The 18,060-nt window shown below is 57.4% G+C and carries 15 protein-coding genes and 1 tRNA gene; 10 read left to right on the forward strand and 6 right to left on the reverse strand.

Going from position 1 to position 18,060, the window contains the following annotated elements; genetic code table 11:
* Positions 1-56 precede the first annotated feature (56 nt).
* Positions 57-533, reverse strand: a complete 477-nt coding sequence (locus tag PSES9_RS0121905) for a prepilin peptidase (protein ID WP_010490617.1) — start codon at positions 531-533, stop codon at positions 57-59.
* Between the two features lie 111 nt (positions 534-644).
* Between PSES9_RS0121905 and PSES9_RS0121910 the strand changes: the two genes are divergently transcribed.
* The 9 genes from PSES9_RS0121910 to PSES9_RS0121955 all read left to right on the forward strand — a co-directional run bounded on the left by PSES9_RS0121910 (position 645) and on the right by PSES9_RS0121955 (position 13,636).
* Positions 645-1,103, forward strand: a complete 459-nt coding sequence (locus tag PSES9_RS0121910) for a TadE/TadG family type IV pilus assembly protein (protein ID WP_010490618.1) — start codon at positions 645-647, stop codon at positions 1,101-1,103.
* A gap of 9 nt (positions 1,104-1,112) precedes the next feature.
* A complete protein-coding gene (locus PSES9_RS0121915) occupies positions 1,113-3,866 on the forward strand; it encodes a PAS domain-containing protein (RefSeq protein WP_010490619.1) in 2,754 nt (917 codons plus the stop codon).
* Between the two features lie 122 nt (positions 3,867-3,988).
* Positions 3,989-7,069 carry a formate dehydrogenase-N subunit alpha gene (fdnG, locus tag PSES9_RS0121925; RefSeq protein WP_138943181.1) on the forward strand — a complete coding sequence of 1,027 codons (3,081 nt, stop codon included), beginning with the start codon at positions 3,989-3,991 and terminating at the stop codon, positions 7,067-7,069.
* 10 nt (positions 7,070-7,079) lie between these two features.
* Positions 7,080-8,009, forward strand: a complete 930-nt coding sequence (gene fdxH / locus PSES9_RS0121930) for a formate dehydrogenase subunit beta (RefSeq protein WP_010490622.1) — start codon at positions 7,080-7,082, stop codon at positions 8,007-8,009.
* A gap of 57 nt (positions 8,010-8,066) precedes the next feature.
* Positions 8,067-8,696 (forward strand): formate dehydrogenase subunit gamma, encoded by a 630-nt coding sequence (locus PSES9_RS0121935; RefSeq protein WP_010490623.1) that lies wholly within the window; start codon positions 8,067-8,069, stop codon positions 8,694-8,696.
* Between the two features lie 87 nt (positions 8,697-8,783).
* Positions 8,784-9,713, forward strand: a complete 930-nt coding sequence (fdhE, locus tag PSES9_RS0121940) for a formate dehydrogenase accessory protein FdhE (RefSeq protein ID WP_010490624.1) — start codon at positions 8,784-8,786, stop codon at positions 9,711-9,713.
* A gap of 41 nt (positions 9,714-9,754) precedes the next feature.
* On the forward strand, positions 9,755-11,155 hold the full coding sequence (selA, locus tag PSES9_RS0121945) for an L-seryl-tRNA(Sec) selenium transferase (RefSeq protein ID WP_010490625.1): 1,401 nt from the start codon (positions 9,755-9,757) through the stop codon (positions 11,153-11,155).
* A 3-nt stretch (positions 11,156-11,158) separates the two neighbouring features.
* Positions 11,159-13,066, forward strand: a complete 1,908-nt coding sequence (selB, locus tag PSES9_RS0121950) for a selenocysteine-specific translation elongation factor (RefSeq protein WP_010490626.1) — start codon at positions 11,159-11,161, stop codon at positions 13,064-13,066.
* A gap of 36 nt (positions 13,067-13,102) precedes the next feature.
* Entirely contained in the window at positions 13,103-13,636 is a 534-nt protein-coding gene (locus tag PSES9_RS0121955; protein WP_010490627.1) for a metal-dependent hydrolase, read from the forward strand.
* A 75-nt stretch (positions 13,637-13,711) separates the two neighbouring features.
* Here PSES9_RS0121955 and PSES9_RS0121960 read toward each other — a convergent pair whose 3' ends face one another.
* The gene (locus PSES9_RS0121960; protein WP_029529709.1) at positions 13,712-14,272 is read right to left on the reverse strand and encodes a hypothetical protein; all 561 of its coding nucleotides are present in this window, start codon (positions 14,270-14,272) and stop codon (positions 13,712-13,714) included.
* Between the two features lie 198 nt (positions 14,273-14,470).
* Here PSES9_RS0121960 and PSES9_RS25100 point away from each other — a divergent pair.
* Positions 14,471-14,566 (forward strand) — tRNA-Sec (locus PSES9_RS25100).
* A 56-nt stretch (positions 14,567-14,622) separates the two neighbouring features.
* Here PSES9_RS25100 and PSES9_RS0121970 read toward each other — a convergent pair.
* From PSES9_RS0121970 to PSES9_RS25455, 4 genes are all read right to left on the reverse strand, one after another.
* Positions 14,623-15,633, reverse strand: coding sequence for a phage integrase (locus tag PSES9_RS0121970; RefSeq protein ID WP_010490630.1), 1,011 nt, complete (start codon positions 15,631-15,633; stop codon positions 14,623-14,625).
* Entirely contained in the window at positions 15,633-16,916 is a 1,284-nt protein-coding gene (locus PSES9_RS0121975; protein WP_010490632.1) for a hypothetical protein, read from the reverse strand. The genes PSES9_RS0121970 and PSES9_RS0121975 overlap by 1 nt, the downstream gene beginning before the upstream one ends.
* Positions 16,917-17,057: 141 nt before the next feature.
* Positions 17,058-17,369, reverse strand: a complete 312-nt coding sequence (locus tag PSES9_RS25450) for a hypothetical protein (protein ID WP_238530413.1) — start codon at positions 17,367-17,369, stop codon at positions 17,058-17,060.
* 20 nt (positions 17,370-17,389) lie between these two features.
* Positions 17,390-17,998 (reverse strand): zonular occludens toxin domain-containing protein, encoded by a 609-nt coding sequence (locus tag PSES9_RS25455; RefSeq protein WP_029529711.1) that lies wholly within the window; start codon positions 17,996-17,998, stop codon positions 17,390-17,392.
* Positions 17,999-18,060: the final 62 nt, after the last annotated feature.

Genomic DNA, 18,060 nt, shown 5'->3' on the forward strand with positions numbered 1-18,060 from the left:
GTTTCAAACAGTCAGTACGCTCGTCCCATACTTAAGGTATAGCACTTTGTCTGTATTCAGAAAGTTTTAGTCAGAATAAGGGATGTCAAAAATCCGCCAAAAAGAAATAGCCCGTAGGGGTAAGTCGATTTGGAGTGAGGTTGCAGATATTTGAGTCGCTCCTGGGTTGTGCGGCTGAGGGTCGGCCAGATGTTCTGGGCGGCGGCCGCCCAAGCGAGAAGAAAGATGCCCGCGGCGGCAATCGTTATCAGCAGTATCTGGCTGTTGCCGCAAAGGCCAATAAATAGCAAAAGCTTGACGTCTGCCGCGCCCAGTTTGTTGAGCATGTAGCCGGGCAGACTGAGTAATACGGCGAAGCCCGCGGCGATAAAGGCATCTACTGCGGTGTAGCCGAGCAGGCTTTGATCACGTAGCAACAAATAGAAAAGGGCGAAGGCAATGCCACCGAATGTCAGCCAATTGGAAATGCGCTTTTTCTGGACATCCTGCAAGGCGCAAATCGCCAGCCAGAGAAGCAATATGGCTGTATTCATGAGGTTAAGGGCCTGTGAGTAAAAACAACAAAATGGTACGTTCGTGCATGATTGTGAGTATTCGGCAATTCAACCTTGCTTTACAACCCTGCAAAACCTGTGGAATTAGTGATGGAGGCATTTGAAATGCGGCACATCGTCAAAGGCAGTTTTGCTCACCATCAGAAGGGTGCCGCCGCGATTGAATTCGCCTTGGTATTCGTACTGTTCTTCGCCATTTTCTACGGCACTGTTAGTTATAGCCTGCCATTGTTGATGATGCAGTCATTTAACAACGCCTCCGCCGAGGCTGTGCGCCAAGCCGTGGGCCTGGTGCCGGGGCAGGCGGACTACCAGCAAGAAGCAATGACTGTGATTGATCAACAATTGAGCTGGATGCCCAGTTCGAGTCGTGACCTGGTTGCAGTCGCCATCACTCCGCCGGGGGCCGATGGTGTGATGACGGTGCAGATCAGCTATCCGTACAACGCAAATCCGCTGGTGCCATTTCTTGTCATTCCGGGCATTGGGCGATTGCCAAACTTGCCGGATGACCTTGTCGCAACTGCTAGCATCAAGTTGAATAATTAAGGAAAGGTCATGGCGAGCCGGGTCGGCTTCAATTCAAAAAATGATCTGGCAGCCAGTAATCAAGCGCCTGGGGACGCAGGAGCGCAGGCCCCATTGAATATGACGCCAAGTCCGGCGGGGTTGAGCTTGTATCTGGACACTCAAGGCTTGGTTACCCGCATTGCCGGGCCTTTGGCCGCGCGCCTGGCCGTCACGGCAACACAGCGCCCGCTCAATGACTACCTCTGCAATAGCTCGGCCCTGGCTGCTGATATTCCGAGTTATCAACAGCAATTGCTTGAACTTGATTTCAACGGTCGTGGCGGCTCGGTTATAACCCTGCGCGGCTGGTTGCAAGCATATGCCGAGGGTTGGTTATTGCAGCTATTGGATGTGTCTGACCTGGTCGAGCAGGCACGCAGCAGCGACCTGCGCCGCCATGTGCTGGCCGAGGCCGCCGACTTCGCCCAGCGCCTGGGCTATCAGTCAGGCGAGCGCTTGCAGACCGCAACTGTCGAGGTGCTCTGCGAGTTGCGCCAACGATTGCGAATCCCCAGTGTGGCGATAGCCTTGCGCGACCAGGCAGGCGAGTGGAGGGTCTATGCCCAGCAAAACGCTTACAACAGCCAGGCATGGCGTGACGAGCAGGCTTTGGGGCGGGTATTCGATGACATGTCGCAGGCCAGTCCACAGCAACTGAGCGCGCTGACATTAACCAAGCATCCTGGGCTTCAAGTGCTGTTTCCCCAGGGCCTTGGCTTTATTACGCCTTACCAGCATCAGGGGGTTACAACGGCCTGGCTGCTCTGTGCAGGGTTTGACGCCCAACTCCATGCCCCGGCCCTGCAGATTGCCGACTGGACGCGATTGTTTGACCAGATCGGCAGCGCCTTGACCGGGCGTATCCAGGCCTTGCAACAGGCCCATCAACAAGATCGGCAAAGCGCGTTGCAGGGCTTGCTTGGCGCTGGTTGGTGGACATTCAACAGTCATGACCAGCGTTTGCAACTGGCGCCAGAACTGGTTGCTACGCTGGGGATCGAACACGCTGGCGAGCTTGAGTTGTCAGCCTGGCTTGAGCACATCCATGGCAGTGACCGCGATGAGTTTCGCGTGCGACTCAATCGCCTGGTTGAGGGCGGGCACAGTTTTATCCAGTGCCTGCGTCTGCAGGTCGGCGGGCCTTGCGCTGGCTATAGCTGGTATCGCCTGCAAGCCCTGGCCAAGGGTGCGGGCAAGAGCCTGCGCATTTATGGTTTCCTGATCGATATCAGCGACATCAAGGAACAGCAGGCCAAGGCCTCGCAGGCCCATGAGCGGCTGAGCAACCTGATCGCCAGTGCGCCGGCGGTGATATACGTGCAGCGCCACGACGATGGGGCTTTGCTGCTGGAGTTCTGCAGCGACAGTTTGCAGCCCTTGCTGGGGTGGAGCCTGGCTGAGCTGCAGGCGGGCCTGCTTGCCGAAATAGTCCATCCGGATGACCACGAAATCTTCTTTGACCGTGCACGGCAGTTGCTGCGCAGCGGCGCTGTCAGTTGCCGCTATCGCTTGCGTGATCGCCAAGGCCAATACCATTGGTTGTTGGATGAGTCGAAGCTGCTGCGCGATGAGCTGGGTCGCCCCCGTGAAGCCGTCGGCCTGTGGCTGGATATTACCGAGGCCACGCTTGCTGCCGAACGTATCCGTGAAAGTGAAGAGCGCTATCGAATTCTGGTCGAGGATTCACCAGCGATGATTTGCCGTTATCTGCCAGACCTGACGCTTAATTTCGCCAACCGGCCACTGGCGGATTACCTGGAACGCAGCACCGAGCAACTGATTGGAGTCAACCTCGGGGAGTGGCTTTCCAGCGAGCAGCGTGATGCCTTTGCGCAACGGCTGCTTGGCCTCACGCCCGAGCAGCCGATCAGCACCGCTGAAATATGCATGCAGTTACCGGGGCGTGAGCATGCCTGGTGGGTGTGGGCCGATCGCGGCATTTTCGATGAGCAAGGCCAGCTGGTTGAAGTCCAGGCTGTCGGGCGCGACAACACCGAGGTCCGCAAGGCCCAGCAGCAACTGTTCCAAGGCGCCAAGATGGCAACCCTGGGCGAGATGGCGACCGGCATGGCCCATGAGTTGAATCAGCCGCTGAATGTGATGCGCATGGCGGTGGCCAATACCCTCAAGCGTATCTCGGCGGGCGAGGTGCCTGCCGAATACCTGGAAGACAAGCTCAAGCGGATCGAGGCGCAGGTGCTGCGCGCGGCGAGGATTGTCGATCATATGCGCGTGTTCGGGCGCCGCTCCGAGGCTGAACATGCCTTGTTTGACCCCATGCAGGCAATCGAGGGTGCCATGTCGCTGCTGCGCGATGGCCTGTTGGGCAAGGGAGTCGAACTGCAGTTTGCGCCGGTGGATTTCAGGGTCAGGGTCAGTGGTCATGGCGATCAACTCGAGCAAGTGTTGATCAACCTGATGGTCAATGCGCGGGATGCACTGTTTTCGCGCCTGGAGCGTGAATCCGACTTTGCCCCGCGCATTGCCTTGTCCGCTACGTTGTTGCCCGAAGGGGTGCTGATCGAGGTGCAGGACAACGCCGGGGGCATAGAACCGCGCTTGCTGGAGCGCATCTTCGAGCCGTTCTTTACCACTAAACCGGCGGGCAAAGGCACGGGTTTGGGGTTGTCGGTCAGCTTCGGCATCATCGAGCAAATGGGCGGGCAACTCAGGGCGTTTAATCGCGAGGAGGGTGCCTGTTTCAGCATTCTCTTACCGCCCGCTTTAAACCCCAACCCATAGTATGGCTAGCCATACAAAAGATCTGTCTCCTGCTGGTAAATAGTCAGGCACAAGCTAGTCTTCATGGTGCTACGTTCCGGCAATGTATCGGGACGACAACTGCCTGATGCAGGAGAATCACGATGGATATGAATCGTCGACAGTTCTTCAAGGTCTGCGCTGTAGGCCTCGGAACGTCGAGCCTAGCGGCGTTGGGAGTTGCACCGCCCAATGCCTATGCCGACCAGATACGCCATTTCAAACTGGCGCGTACGATAGAGACGCGCAACACCTGTCCATATTGCTCGGTCGGTTGCGGCCTGATCATGTATAGCCAGGGCGACGCCGCGAAGAACGTTGCGCAAAATATTATCCATATCGAAGGCGACTCTGATCATCCGGTCAACCGTGGCACCCTTTGCCCCAAAGGCGCAGGGCTGCTCGACTTCGTGCACAGCGAAAGCCGCTTGAAGGTCCCGCAGGTGCGTGAGGCCGGTTCCAACGAGTGGAAAGAACTCGGCTGGGACGAAGCGCTTGATCGCATCTCCAAGCATATGAAGGCGGATCGTGACGCCAATTTCATCGAAACCAACGAGCAGGGCCAAAGGGTCAATCGCTGGTTGAGCACAGGTTTTCTCGCGGCGTCGGCATCGTCCAACGAAGCGGGCTACATCACTCACAAGGTGGTGCGTTCACTCGGCATATTAGGATTCGATAACCAAGCACGTGTCTGACACGGCCCGACGGTGGCAAGTCTTGCCCCGACGTTTGGCCGCGGCGCCATGACCAATCACTGGACCGACATCAAGAATGCCGATCTGGTTTTGATTATGGGCGGCAATGCTGCTGAAGCGCATCCGTGCGGCTTCAAATGGGTGACCGAAGCCAAGGCGCATAACAACGCCAAGCTGATTGTGGTTGATCCGCGCTTTACCCGTTCCGCCTCGGTGGCGGACCTGTATGCGCCTATTCGTACCGGCTCGGATATCGCCTTCCTCGGCGGCTTGATCTCCTACCTGATCGAAAACGACAAGTATCAGCACGAGTACGTGCGTAACTACACCGACGTCAGTTTTATCGTGCGCGAAGGCTATGACTTCGAGGCCGGTTTCTTTAGTGGCTACGACGAAGCCAAGCGCGGCTATCCGGACAAGTCCGGCTGGGGCTACGAGATTGGCGAGGATGGCTTCGCCAAGGTCGACCCGACCCTGAGTCACCCACGCTGCGTGTTCAACCTGCTGAAGAAGCATTACAGCCGCTATACGCCGGACATGGTCAGCAGCATTTGCGGCACGCCGAAAACCCAGATGATACAGGTGTGGGACACCATCGCCGAGACTTCGGCGCCGGGCAAGGTCATGACCATCATGTACGCGCTCGGCTGGACCCAGCATTCAACTGGCTCGCAGATGATTCGTGCTGGCGCCATGTTGCAGCTGCTGCTGGGCAATATTGGTATGCCGGGCGGCGGCATGAACGCCTTGCGCGGTCACTCCAATATCCAGGGGCTGACTGACCTTGGCTTGCTTTCAAACTTGCTGCCGGGTTACCTGACCCTGCCCAGCGACGCCGAGCAGGACTATGCGGCCTACATCGCCAAGCGCGCCAGTAAACCGCTGCGTCCGGGGCAACTGTCGTACTGGCAGAACTACGAGAAGTTCCACGTCAGCCTGATGAAGGCCTGGTACGGCAAGAACGTCAGCGCGGACAACAATTGGGGCTACGACTGGTTGCCCAAGCTCGATGCGCCGGCACCGGGTTACGACGTACTTAAAGTCTTCGACATGATGTATCAGGGCAAGGTCAATGGCTACTTCTGCCAGGGCTTCAACCCCATTGCCTCGTTCCCGAACAAGGCCAAGATTGGCGCGGCACTGGCCAAGCTCAAGTACCTTGTCATCATGGACCCGCTGGCCACCGAGACCTCCGAGTTCTGGCGCAACGTCGATGAGTTCAACGACGTTAATACCGCGGATATCCAGACCGAAGTGTTCCGCCTGCCAACCTCATGCTTTGCCGAGGAAGACGGCTCGCTGGTAAACAGTGGCCGTTGGCTGCAGTGGCACTGGAAGGGCGCCGAGCCGCCGGGCAAGGCGCGCACTGATGTCCAGATCATGGCCGGCTTGTATCACCGCCTGCGGGATATGTATGCCAAGGACGGTGGTAAATGCCCGGATCCGATCCTCAATCTGGACTGGCCGTATTTGCAGCCGGATGAGCCCTCGGCGGAAGAACTCGCCAGGGAGTATTCAGGCAAGGCGATAACCGACCTGACCGACCCTGCAACTGGCGCCCTGCTGGTCAAGGGCGGTGACCAACTGGCGGGCTTTGCGCAATTGCGCGCCGATGGCAGCACATCCAGCGGTTGTTGGTTGTTCTGCGGCTCCTGGACCCAGCAGGGCAACCAGATGGCGCGGCGTGACAACTCAGATCCGTACGGTATCGGCCAAACCCTTGGCTGGGCCTGGTCCTGGCCTGCGAACCGGCGGATTCTCTACAACCGCGCCTCTGCCGATGTGTCAGGCAAACCCTGGCAAGACCTGAAAAAACCGCTGGTGTTCTGGAACGGCAAGTCATGGGGCGGCGCCGATGTGCCGGACTTCAAGGCTGATTCACCGCCGGAGGCGGGGATGAATCCGTTCATCATGAACCCGGAAGGGGTGGCACGATTCTTTGCCGTCGACAAGATGGCCGAGGGCCCGTTCCCGGAACACTACGAACCCTTTGAAACGCCGATTGGGCGCAACCCGCTGCATCCTGACGATCCGCGTGTCACCAGCAACCCCGCTGCTCGGGTGTTCAAGGGTGACATGGAGCTGTTCGGTAGCGCGGCGGATTTCCCCTATGCCGCAACGACCTACCGGCTGACCGAGCACTTCCACTTCTGGACCAAGCACTGCCGCCTGAACGCGATTGTGCAGCCCGAGCAGTTCGTGGAAATCAGCGAGGCCCTGGGTAAAGAGCTGGGCATAGCCGCAGGCGATTGGGTCAAGGTGTCGAGCAACCGTGGCTACATCAAGGCGGTGGCGGTGGTCACCAAGCGCCTCAAGCCATTGACGGTCGATGGTAAAACCGTGCACCAGATCGGAATCCCGATTCACTGGGGGTTCTCCGGTACGGCGCGCAATGGCTACCTGACCAATACCTTGACCCCCTTCGTTGGCGACGCCAACACGCAAACGCCGGAGTTCAAGTCCTTCCTCGTCAACGTGGAAAAGGCATAGGAGCTGACGCATGGCTACTCAAGACATCATCGCCCGCTCCGCCACCACGACCCATTCGCCGTCCATCCGGCAGATTGACGAGGTGGCCAAACTTATCGACGTGTCCAAGTGCATCGGATGCAAGGCCTGCCAGGTGCCGTGCTCGGAATGGAACGACCTGCGTGACGAGGTCGGCCATAACCACGGCACCTACGAAAGCCCGGCAGACCTCAGCGCTGATTCCTGGACCCTGATGCGTTTTGCCGAGCACGAAGACGAAGCGGGCAAACTCGAATGGCTGATCCGCAAGGACGGCTGCATGCACTGCGCCGAACCGGGTTGCCTGACGGCGTGCCCAAGCCCGGGGGCGATTGTGCAATACGCCAACGGTATCGTCGATTTCAACCAGGACCATTGCATCGGTTGCGGCTACTGCATCACCGGTTGCCCATTTGATGTGCCGCGTATCTCGAAAAAAGATAACAAGGCCTACAAGTGCAGCCTCTGTTCAGACCGTGTTGGCGTCGGCCAGGAACCGGCCTGCGTCAAAACCTGCCCGACTGGCGCGATTGTCTTCGGCAGTAAGGAAGACATGAAGGATCACGCCGCCGAGCGCATCGTCGACCTCAAGTCACGTGGCTACGAAAATGCCGGTTTGTATGACCCGCCTGGTGTTGGTGGCACCCATGTGATGTACGTGCTGCATCATGCCGACAAGCCCGCGCTGTACTCCGGCTTGCCTGCTGACCCGTCCATCGATCCTATGGTCCATGCCTGGAAGGGCGTGGCAAAGCCACTGGGGTTGCTGGCGATGGGGGCGACTGCTCTGATCGGCTTTTTTCACTACCTGCGCGTTGGGGGCAACGGGGTTGGAGAGGACGAACCGGGTGCAGCTGGCGATGCGGCCGTGCAAAAGGGTGATCCAGCGGTGCATGATTTCGCCCCTAAGCCCCCGCGCTGAGTGAAATTACCAACCTCTGCAACGGACAGCCCGGTGCAGAGGTTAGGGGGGGTCAAGATGAAACATGACATCCAACGTTACACCGCAGGCGAGCGCAGCAATCACTGGGCGGTCGCGATTCTGTTTGTCCTTGCGGGGTTATCGGGCCTGGCGCTGTTTCACCCGGCCTTGTTCTGGTTGAGCCACCTGTTCGGTGGCGGGCCCTGGACGCGTATTTTGCATCCCTTTATCGGCATTGCCATGTTCCTGTTTTTCATATGGCTGGTGATGCCCTTCATGAGCCATAACATGATCCATAAAAGGGACGTGCAGTGGCTCAAGCAAGCGGGCGATGTGATGGCCAATCGCGAAGGCAATATGCCGGAAGTCGGTCGCTACAACGGTGGCCAGAAGCTGCTGTTCTGGGTGCTGCTGGTGTGCATGTTGCTGTTGCTGGTGACAGGCATAGTCATCTGGCGCGAGTACTTCAGCCATCTGTTTGGTATCGAGCTGATTCGCTTATCCGTGCTGCTGCATGCACTGGCTGCACTGGTGCTGATTGTCAGCATCATCGTGCATATCTACGCCGGTATCTGGGTCAAGGGCTCGGTCGGCGCGATGCTTACCGGCTGGGTTAGCAAAGGCTGGGCGCGCAAGCATCACAGCCTTTGGTATAAGGAAGTCGAGAAGGGCGAGAACAAACATTGAGCCAAGGTTGCCATGCGGGTGCATTGCACCTGCATGGCGCCCGCTGTCATATGCACTCATCAAGCTGTTTTGTGAAAGGAGTCCTGCGTGCCAGGCAGAATATTAGAGCGCGGCGAAATCGAAGCGTCGGCAAATATCCCACCGTTTCTCAATCCCTCTAACCCAGCATTATTCCAGCGTCGTGCCGAGCGCTTCAGAGCCCTTGCACAAAACCATCCACTGAGCGGCTATCTACTTCTTATGGCGCAGCTTTGTGACGCGCAACATGCCGCGCTCGCGAATCTACCCGCCTTGCCGGGGCCGGATCAGCGTGCGCTGGAGCTGAGCCGCGAACACCGCATGCCGCCGCTGGCGTTCGAAGCCCTGGTGCGTGGCGATGACTGGCTGCAGGCGCTCGATAAAGTGCTCGAGCAGTTCAATGCGCAAGGCAATCCAGCCGTTACAGCGGCCCTGCAGCAATTGGCGCAAGCGGACAGCGGCCAGCGCAAGGCCTGGGCGGTGAACCTGTTAAGTGGCCAGTTTGATTTGCTGCCCGCCGCCGTGGTGCCATTTCTCGGCGCCGGGTTGCAGGTGGCGTTCAGCCATTGGCTGCTGGCATTGCCCGAAGGCACCTTGTCCGAGCGCGAAAGCTGCACTCAATGTCCCGCCTGTGGTTCGCCACCTGTGGCAGGCATGATTCGCCATCGCGGCAAGCAGATTGGCTTACGTTACCTGAGCTGCTCGCTGTGTTCCTGTGAGTGGCATTACGTGCGGGTCAAATGCAGTCACTGTGAAGAAAGCAAGGAGTTGGCCTACCTGTCGCGTCAGCTTGATGATGCGAAGCCCGAGGTTGCGCCCATTCGCGCCGAGGTTTGCCCGAATTGCCAGGGCTACTTGAAGCACTTCTACCTTGAATATGACAGCGAAGCCGACGCTCTGGCCGATGACCTGGCCAGCCTTGACCTGGATATGATGGTTGCGGACGCAGGCTATATGCGCCGGGCACCAAATCTCTTGCTTGCCCCCGGCGCTGAGTGAGAGCCTACACTGAGGTGTGCCCCATACGTTAAGGACGCTCGATGACGCCCGTTCGTCTACCTTCGGTCGATCGCTTGCTGCGCAGCCCGGCCATTGCCCCATTGCAACAACGCTACGGCCGCGAAGCCATGCTCAGGACCCTTCGCGATTTGCTCGATGAGCTGCGTGAGCCTGCGCAAAAGGGTGCCTTGGCCGCCATTGAACTCAGCGAGGCGGTGCTGGCCGGACGCGTAGGTGAACGCCTCGCTGCGCAGCACGCCAGTAGAATCCGCCGCGTGTTCAACCTCACTGGCACCGTGTTGCACACCAATCTCGGCCGCGCCTTGTTGCCGGAAGAGGCGATAGAAGCCGTCAGCCCCGCCGCGCGGTATCCGCTCAATCTTGAATTCGACCTGGCCACCGGAAAGCGGGGCGACCGCGATGACTTGATCACCGGGCTGATCCGCGAGCTGACCGGCGCCGAAGCGGTCACCGTGGTCAACAACAATGCTGCCGCCGTACTGCTGACCCTCAACAGCCTGGGCGCCCGCAAGGAAGGGGTGATCTCCCGTGGTGAGTTGATCGAGATCGGCGGTGCGTTTCGCATTCCCGATATCATGTCGCGCGCCGGGGTGAAACTGGTTGAGGTCGGCACCACCAATCGCACCCACGCCCGTGACTACGAAGCGGTGATCAACCCGCGCACCGGCTTGCTGATGCGCGTGCACACCAGCAACTACAGCGTGCAAGGCTTTACCGCCAGCGTGCCGACGGCGCAACTGGCCGGCATTGCCCACGCCAACAATCTGCCCCTGCTCGAAGATTTGGGCAGCGGCACCCTGGTCGACCTGACCCGCTGGGGCTTGCCCAAGGAACCAACGGTGCAGGAAGCCCTGCGCGACGGCGCGGATATCGTCCCCTTCAGCGGCGACAAGCTCCTGGGCGGCCCGCAGGCAGGCTTGATCCTTGGCAGCCGCGAGCTGATCAACAAGATCAAGAAGAACCCGCTCAAGCGTGCCTTGCGGGTCGATAAGCTGACCCTGGCCGCGCTTGAGGCCGTGCTTAATCTGTATCGCGATCCGGACAGCCTGGCCGAGCGCCTCACCAGCTTGCGTTTGCTCAGTCGCCCGCAAGGGCAAATCATGGCCCAGGCGCAGCGCATTGCCCCACTGGTCGCGCAACAGTTTGGCCAAGACTGGCAAGTCTCGGTGCAAGCGGCCCTGGGCATGATCGGTAGCGGCGCCCAGCCGGTTGCGCGCCTGCCCAGCGCGGCCATCTGCATTCGACCCATGCAGTCCAAGCGCCTGCGTGGCCGAGCGTTGCGCAGTCTGGAAGAAAACTTGCGCTGCTTGCCGATCCCGGTGCTCGGTCGTATCGATGATGACGCCTTGTGGCTGGACCTGCGCCAACTGGATGACGAAGCTGCATTCACCGCGCAACTGCACCTGCTCGCCGAGGATTGAAGCTTGATTTTCGGCACGGCAGGTCACATCGACCACGGCAAGACTGCATTGCTGCAAGCGCTTACCGGGCAGCAGGGTGACAAGCGCCCGGCCGAACGCGAGCGCGGCATCACCATTGACCTGGGCTACCTCTACGCCGACCTGGGCGATGGCCAGCTCACCGGGTTTATCGACATGCCGGGCCACGAGCGGTTTGTGCACAACATGCTCGCCGGTTCCAGCGGCATTGACCTGCTGCTGTTGGTGGTTGCTGCGGATGATGGCGTCATGCCGCAAACCCGCGAGCACCTGGCGATTGCGCAACTGCTGGGCATCCGCCGCGCGATCGTGGCGCTGAGCAAAATCGACCGGGTCGATAGCCAGCAAGTGGTAAAGGTGCAGCAGCAAATCACTCAACTGCTCAGTGCCGGGCCGCTTGCGGGTGCTGAGATCTATCCCGTATCGAGCGTTACAGGTGATGGCATCGCTGAGCTGCGCCAAGCCCTCAGGAACAGCGCGGAGCATGTGCAACAGCGCAGTGTCAGTGGCTACTTTCGCTTGCCCATCGACCGCGCATTCAGCGTTGCCGGTGCCGGCATTGTCGTCACGGGTACCGCCAAGGCCGGGCAGGTTGCAGTGGGCGATGAACTGACGCTCAGCCCCAGTGGCCGCAGCGTACGCGTGCGCGGCATCCATGCGCAAAACCAACAGGCCGAGCAGGCCATTGCCGGGCAACGGGTGGCGTTGAACATAGTCGGCGAACGTTTGGCCTTGGAGCATGTGCGCCGTGGTGACTGGCTGCTGACACCGGCCTTGCACGCACCGACTACGCGCATTGATATTCAGCTCGAAATACTGCCCGGCGAAAGCCGCGACTTCAGCCACTGGACGCCGGTGCATGTGCATCTGGCCGCACAAGATGTCACGGGCCGTGTGGCGCTGCTGGAAGGCACCCAGGTCGAACCGGGTAAAACCGCCCTGGCGCAGATCCTGCTTAATGCGCCGGTGCATGCCGTGCATAACGACAGGCTGGTTCTACGCGATCAGTCGGCGCAACGCACCGTGGCGGGTGGCCGAGTACTGGACCCCTTTGCCCCGGCGCGCAACCGACGCTCCGAGCAACGCCTGGCGCAACTCAATAGCCTGCTGGTCGATGAGCTTGGGGACGCGCTACCGGCGTTGTTGCAACGCGCCTTCAATGGGCTTGATCCAACACTGCTCGAGCGTCAGTTCAATCAGCCCCGGGCGCTGTGGGCCTTACCCGAGGATGTGCTGCAAGTCAGCACGCGGCTCGGCACTCGGTTATTCAGCAGCAGTGTCTGGCTGCAATTAACTGTGCAGTTGCTTGAGAGCTTGCAGCGCTTTCACTGTGAGTGCCCGGATGAACTTGGCCCTGACCGCGATCGCTTGCGACGTTACGCATTGCCCGCACTGGAGCGACCGGTGTTTATCAGCCTGCTCGAACAGCAGCTTGCATCCGGCGCTGTCGCCAGCAGTGGCCCCTGGCTGCACCTGCCCGAACACCAGGTGCAACTGAGTGAGATCGATGAAGCCTTGCGCGAACAGATCTGGCCTTTACTGATTGCCGGTCACTTTGATCCACCCTGGGTGCGCGATCTTGCCAGCAGCCTGCAAAAGGATGAAGCCGAGGTGCGTCTGCTGCTGCGCAAACTGGCCAGGCTCGGCCTGCTTCACCAAGTGGTCAAGGACCTGTTCTACCCCGAGCAGACCTTGCGCCAGCTTGCTGCAATCGCAGTGACTATCGAACGGCAAAACGGCTCGATCAAACCCGCCATCTGGCGTGACAACATCAACATCGGCCGCAAGCGCAGTATTCAGCTACTCGAGTATTTCGACCGCATCGGCTTCACCCGCAGGCTGGTTGGCGAGCGCAGGATCAGGACGGATTCTGCCCTGGCCGAGATCAAGTAAGACCTGTCAATCACCGGATAAATTTCAGGACATATCATGGCTTCAGCCTTCGCCCACGCAGTGGTTCCACTGGTTGTGTACGCCGTTTTCAAAAGCCCGTCGATGAACCTGCGTCTGCTGGTCTTGGCGATAATCCTGGCCATCGCCCCGGATGCGGATGTACTGGCTTTCAAGTTCGGCATTGCCTACAGCTCGGAGTGGGGGCACCGGGGTTTTACCCATTCATTATTTTTCGCAGGCTGCATAGCGGCTTTCTTCATGCTGTTCGCCAAGCCACTTAAATCAAAGCCCTGGGTCGTCTTCGCCATGTGCTTTATCGCCTGTGCATCCCATGCGGCACTGGATGCGCTAACCAACGGCGGGCTAGGGGTCGCCTTGTATTGGCCGTTTAGCACGGAGCGCGTGTTTTTCCCGTTCAGGCCGGTGCAGGTGTCGCCGATTGGGGTTGGCGCCTTCTTCACCGAAAGAGGCCTGAGGGTGATCACTTCTGAGTTTGTCTGGATATTTATTCCAGGGTTTGTAATCGGTTTGGTTGGGGTTTTTATCAGGCGGAAAATAGCGCCGCGTTAACCGGCAATAGGTGATGTGCAAGAAGCCTGAGCCTATCCATTATCCCAAGTGATTTTCTCAGCTTGGCGGGCGTGTTTAATCAGTAAGCGAAACCAGTAGGTCTATCGCTGACAAGGGCAGGTAAATAAGGGTTATTGCGGCGTAGATTCTCCGTGACTTTGCCAAGAATGCCACGGTGGGCAAGATGATCATCAAGGCATCCAGCACCGCCCAATACGCCAGCATGGGGCTGTGCAGAATAAATACGTTGAGGATAAAACCGAGCACCAGAAATGCTGACAGTGAAAGCAGGGCGAAGCGACCGTCCTTCTCGAAATATACTTGCGCACCATCGGCCTCATCTTCACTGCGGTTGGGCAGCAACAAAGACGCCGTGATAAAAAGCATCAGCGTTAGCAGTACAAAGAAAATAAATTCCGAAAACGAAAAGCTATCCTCGAGCATTGGCAACTGATTGATCGCCCACCAAAACTCAAGCTGAGTCGAAAACAGCACTGTCGCCCAAGCAACCGGAACCCAATCGATGGGCGCTGTATGGCGAATACGGAACAAGGTGACAAGCCCGGTCAGCAGCCGGGTCACAGACAAGCCAAGAATCATCGACAAAATGGTTGCGATTACTGGGAAATTACTCAAGTGCGCGGCTCTCGCAGTGGCTAGGCTGGTGTCAGGAAAATCAGGGGTGTCCGGTATTTATCTTAGCTGTGGATACGCTGCCCATTGGCAAAATGATTGCTATGGTTTTCAAGATTCTTGCATTGCGCTCGGATCGAGCTGCATTGATGGGTTATGCTCGGTTTGACGATTCAACGACGCGTTGAGACAAAGCAATATGGAAGGCAATCACGCCCGGTGGCGTGGCCGGGCTTCAAACCGGGTAGGGGACGGCAGCCGTTTCTAGGTGGGTTCGACTCCCACTGCCTTCCGCCATTTTCATGTTCTAAGCTATTGAATCTAAAGTCTTTTATCTAGCGGCTTTTAGTCCCTCAATCGTTTGTGTCGAATAAGTGTCGAAAATCTTTCAGCGGCCCGAGTGAAATCACATCCTTCAAAAAGTCTGGAGCGAGGTGCGTGTAGCGCATCGTCATGTTGAGCGATGCATGACCCAGTACTTTCTGCAGTGTCAGGACATTGCCGCCATTCATCATGAAATGAGACGCGAAGGTGTGGCGCAGAACATGTGTTTTCTGCCCAGCAGGTAGATTTAACCTGGAGCAGTTCACCGCAAAGTCGAAGCTATCACGGCAGTTAGTGAATAGGCCGTAGCGCTGGAAGTGTTCATGTATACGGTCATGCAGTTTTTCATCGATAGGCACAGATCGACGGCGCTTAGATTTTGTATTGATGAAGTGAACAGCACCGTCACGGACACGATCAGGTTTAAGGGCTTGGGCTTCACCCCAGCGACAACCAGTCGCTAAACAGATCGTAGCAACCATGATGGTATGAGGTGTTTTGCAGTTGACCTGGATAGAGTCAAAAAGGATTTTGATTTCAGCAGGGCTCAGGTATGAAAGTTCACGATCTTGCAGCTTTAACGGCTTCACTTTTGACAGCGGGTTGCTGTAGTCAATTTCACCAAGCTGATGCAGGACGCTGTAAACCGAACACAGGTAGCCGAGCTGGTTGTTTACAGTTTTACGATGGATACCAGCGGCAAGGCGCTTAGCTCGGTATTCGGTGTAAAGCACACCAGTGAGATTAGCCGCAACAGGGTTGCCCATTTCCTTAGCCATGCGACGCAGAACCAGGCTCGTGCGGTATACGTCAGACAATGAGTTACCGTGAAGTAACTGCCAACGATCAATCAGATCTAGAAGTCTACGTTTGTCCTTTGGCTTAGGCGACCACTGCGGCGATTCAATGCACCTGGTGCGGCAAGTAGACTCAAACCGCTGTGCTTCGCCTTTGGTTTTTAGCGTTTTGCGGAAGCGCTTCCCCTTGATAGGTTCTACATCGACCCGCCAGCGTCCGTCTGGGAGCTGCTCAATAGCCATTAGACAGCTACGCCCCACCTAATAGTGCGTTCTTTTAGCAACTCCCTGATGTGCTGGTAGATCCCGTATTCAGTCTTGCCCTTCGCTGCGTAATGATCGCGGATTACCGGCCAGCACTCCCACTCTTGAAGGCTGGCGAAGGCTTTTTTTGCGCTGACACGCTCGCGAGCTAGAAGGCTGACCATGTTGCCGATGAATAGATCGACGTTCTTACCGCTAAAGCCGTTTGCCGTCTTGTGATGGCGCTTGTAGGTCGTATGATCGACGAGGGAAGCAACAGGGACAGATACACGTACATCCTGACTGATCAGCGTCCAGAATGGGTTGTAGCAACCAGGACGATCCAGCAGCCGGAAAGCTTCACAGCCATAGCGCCACAATCCGTCCAGGTGAGGGACTAACGCCGCATAGGTATGGCCGCCGATCACTTCCCCGGTGTGGACATTGAGGGAACCCAGGGTGAATTGCTGGACAATTGAATGATGAAAGCGCAACTCGATGCGGGTTACGTCTTGCCCTGGGTTGTAGTCATACTCAGGATCAGCTTCAAACGGGTTATCAGAAGAACGCCAAACGCTTTCCCAATAGTCGAGCTTGTCAGTAGCTCGGGCTTGCTCGGTCTTGTTGTAGATACAGAGTTGCAGGCCGCTTGCTGAGCCGAACATAGCCGTTTCACCACGGCCATAAGTCGAACACTTGGTTGCCCAGCTCACCTCGTTGATACCGTTGATGCTGCGTTGTGTCCGGGCGCGGCAATGGAGCTTTGCTGCGATGTCGTCTGGCGGTGTCCAACCCTGTACATCGAGTGCCAAGTGAACAGCACACTGGTTTTTTTCCATGACACCCAGAACTGCCGTGGCAAAGGTATCCATGAGCTTTTGCAGTTCACCATGATCACGCGCTTCAATAGCGTGCGGTGACACCTCGATTTTCAGATGTGGCCCAACGCTGTCAGGCTTGGCGTTGAAGTTCTTGATCAACATAATGATGCCTAGGTCAGCGTTTTGCAGCTTGTACTGGTAGCCCGAATCACGGCCTACACGACCTTTGTGCCAAATCTCACCGGCAAACTCGACATAACCTGGTTCTTCGAACATTGACAGAATTTCAGGGCGCAAAACGCCCCGGTAATGCTGTCGCACGGTGTCCACACCACAGCGCAAGATTCTGACTTTGGATAGGTCAGTGAGCTTTGCATTTGATGGATCAATGAAAAGACGACTTGTAGCGTCTTCCTCAAATGTCATCGGTGCAACGCGAAGCTGATGCTTTGGCTTAGCCATTTCTAACACTCCAAAATGATACGTACTGACACTTTCTAATTTGATTTATATGACGTGTTACAGGGGCGTCAGCGCGCGGTTTGCGCGCAGGCTCGGGACTCGCTCTGCGTGCAAAACCGGCGCGAGCCTCGCCCCTGACACTCACCACAGGAAACGGCCCTTTTCACTGCCTACAACGGTGATGTTGGTACTCGGTTTGCCCTGGTCGAAACCTGGAGCACGATTAGGGTTCGGTCGGTCTTGCGCCTGCAGCACCTGCTGTTGATTGTCTCGATCAGGTATCGACGGATCGAAATAGCCGTTATCAACAATCTGTTTGCATAGACTGAATTCGGTAGAAACCCTTGTGCCTTGCTGGGTGTAGCACTGGCACACCGTCGGCTTGCCGTTCACCACTGCGCTAGGCATTTTCGAGAATGACCGGGCGTAGGTGTCGGGATCGGTGCTGGACATGCAGTACAGCCGCGGATAGCTCACCGGCTGAGTGAGTTCATCGTAGATAGGGGCTGATGAAGGTATGCCCTCGATACGAGGTATACGGCGTTGTGCGTAGTGTTGAGGCGATTCTTTCCTAGGCGTATCAGCGTTACCAGGTGATGAACCAATAAACGACCCAACGCTGGCCGTAACCTTGTCAACAACACTGTCATTACTGGCCGCGCCTTGCGTGGACTGACAACACTGTCATTACTAGCCGCGCCTTGCGTGGACTGTGCCCCGCCATCCTTGCCTTGCTGGTATCGCTCGTAAAAACGGTAAGTCAGCACACCGGCAACGATGATCACCAAAATAGCCAAGATAAACTTGGTCGGCAGCTTGGCCTGGAAATGGTGCTTTGCGTTGGTGCTGGTGTAGGTGCTGAAATACTTTTTATCGAGTCGGACGGTTTTCTTGTCGGCGTCCTTGAAGCTGCTTTTGACTTCGACTTTCTCGATCACCACCTCAGACTCGAAGCGGATTAGCTGTTGAGATTTGAAGACTCGCCAGTAATGCACATGACCATTGCACAGGCGACGCAAGTGAACATCCAGGTAGCGCGGGTCTTGAGTAACCAGGTGCACTTCGTGACCTTGGTGGCGCATGGTTTCAAAGCGGGTGATGAACTCGGCGTGATGAACTCTGGCGGGCGCTGGCGAGGATCACG

It is taken from the genome of Pseudomonas sp. S9, assembly GCF_000222125.1.
Lineage (GTDB): Bacteria > Pseudomonadota > Gammaproteobacteria > Pseudomonadales > Pseudomonadaceae > Aquipseudomonas > Aquipseudomonas segetis.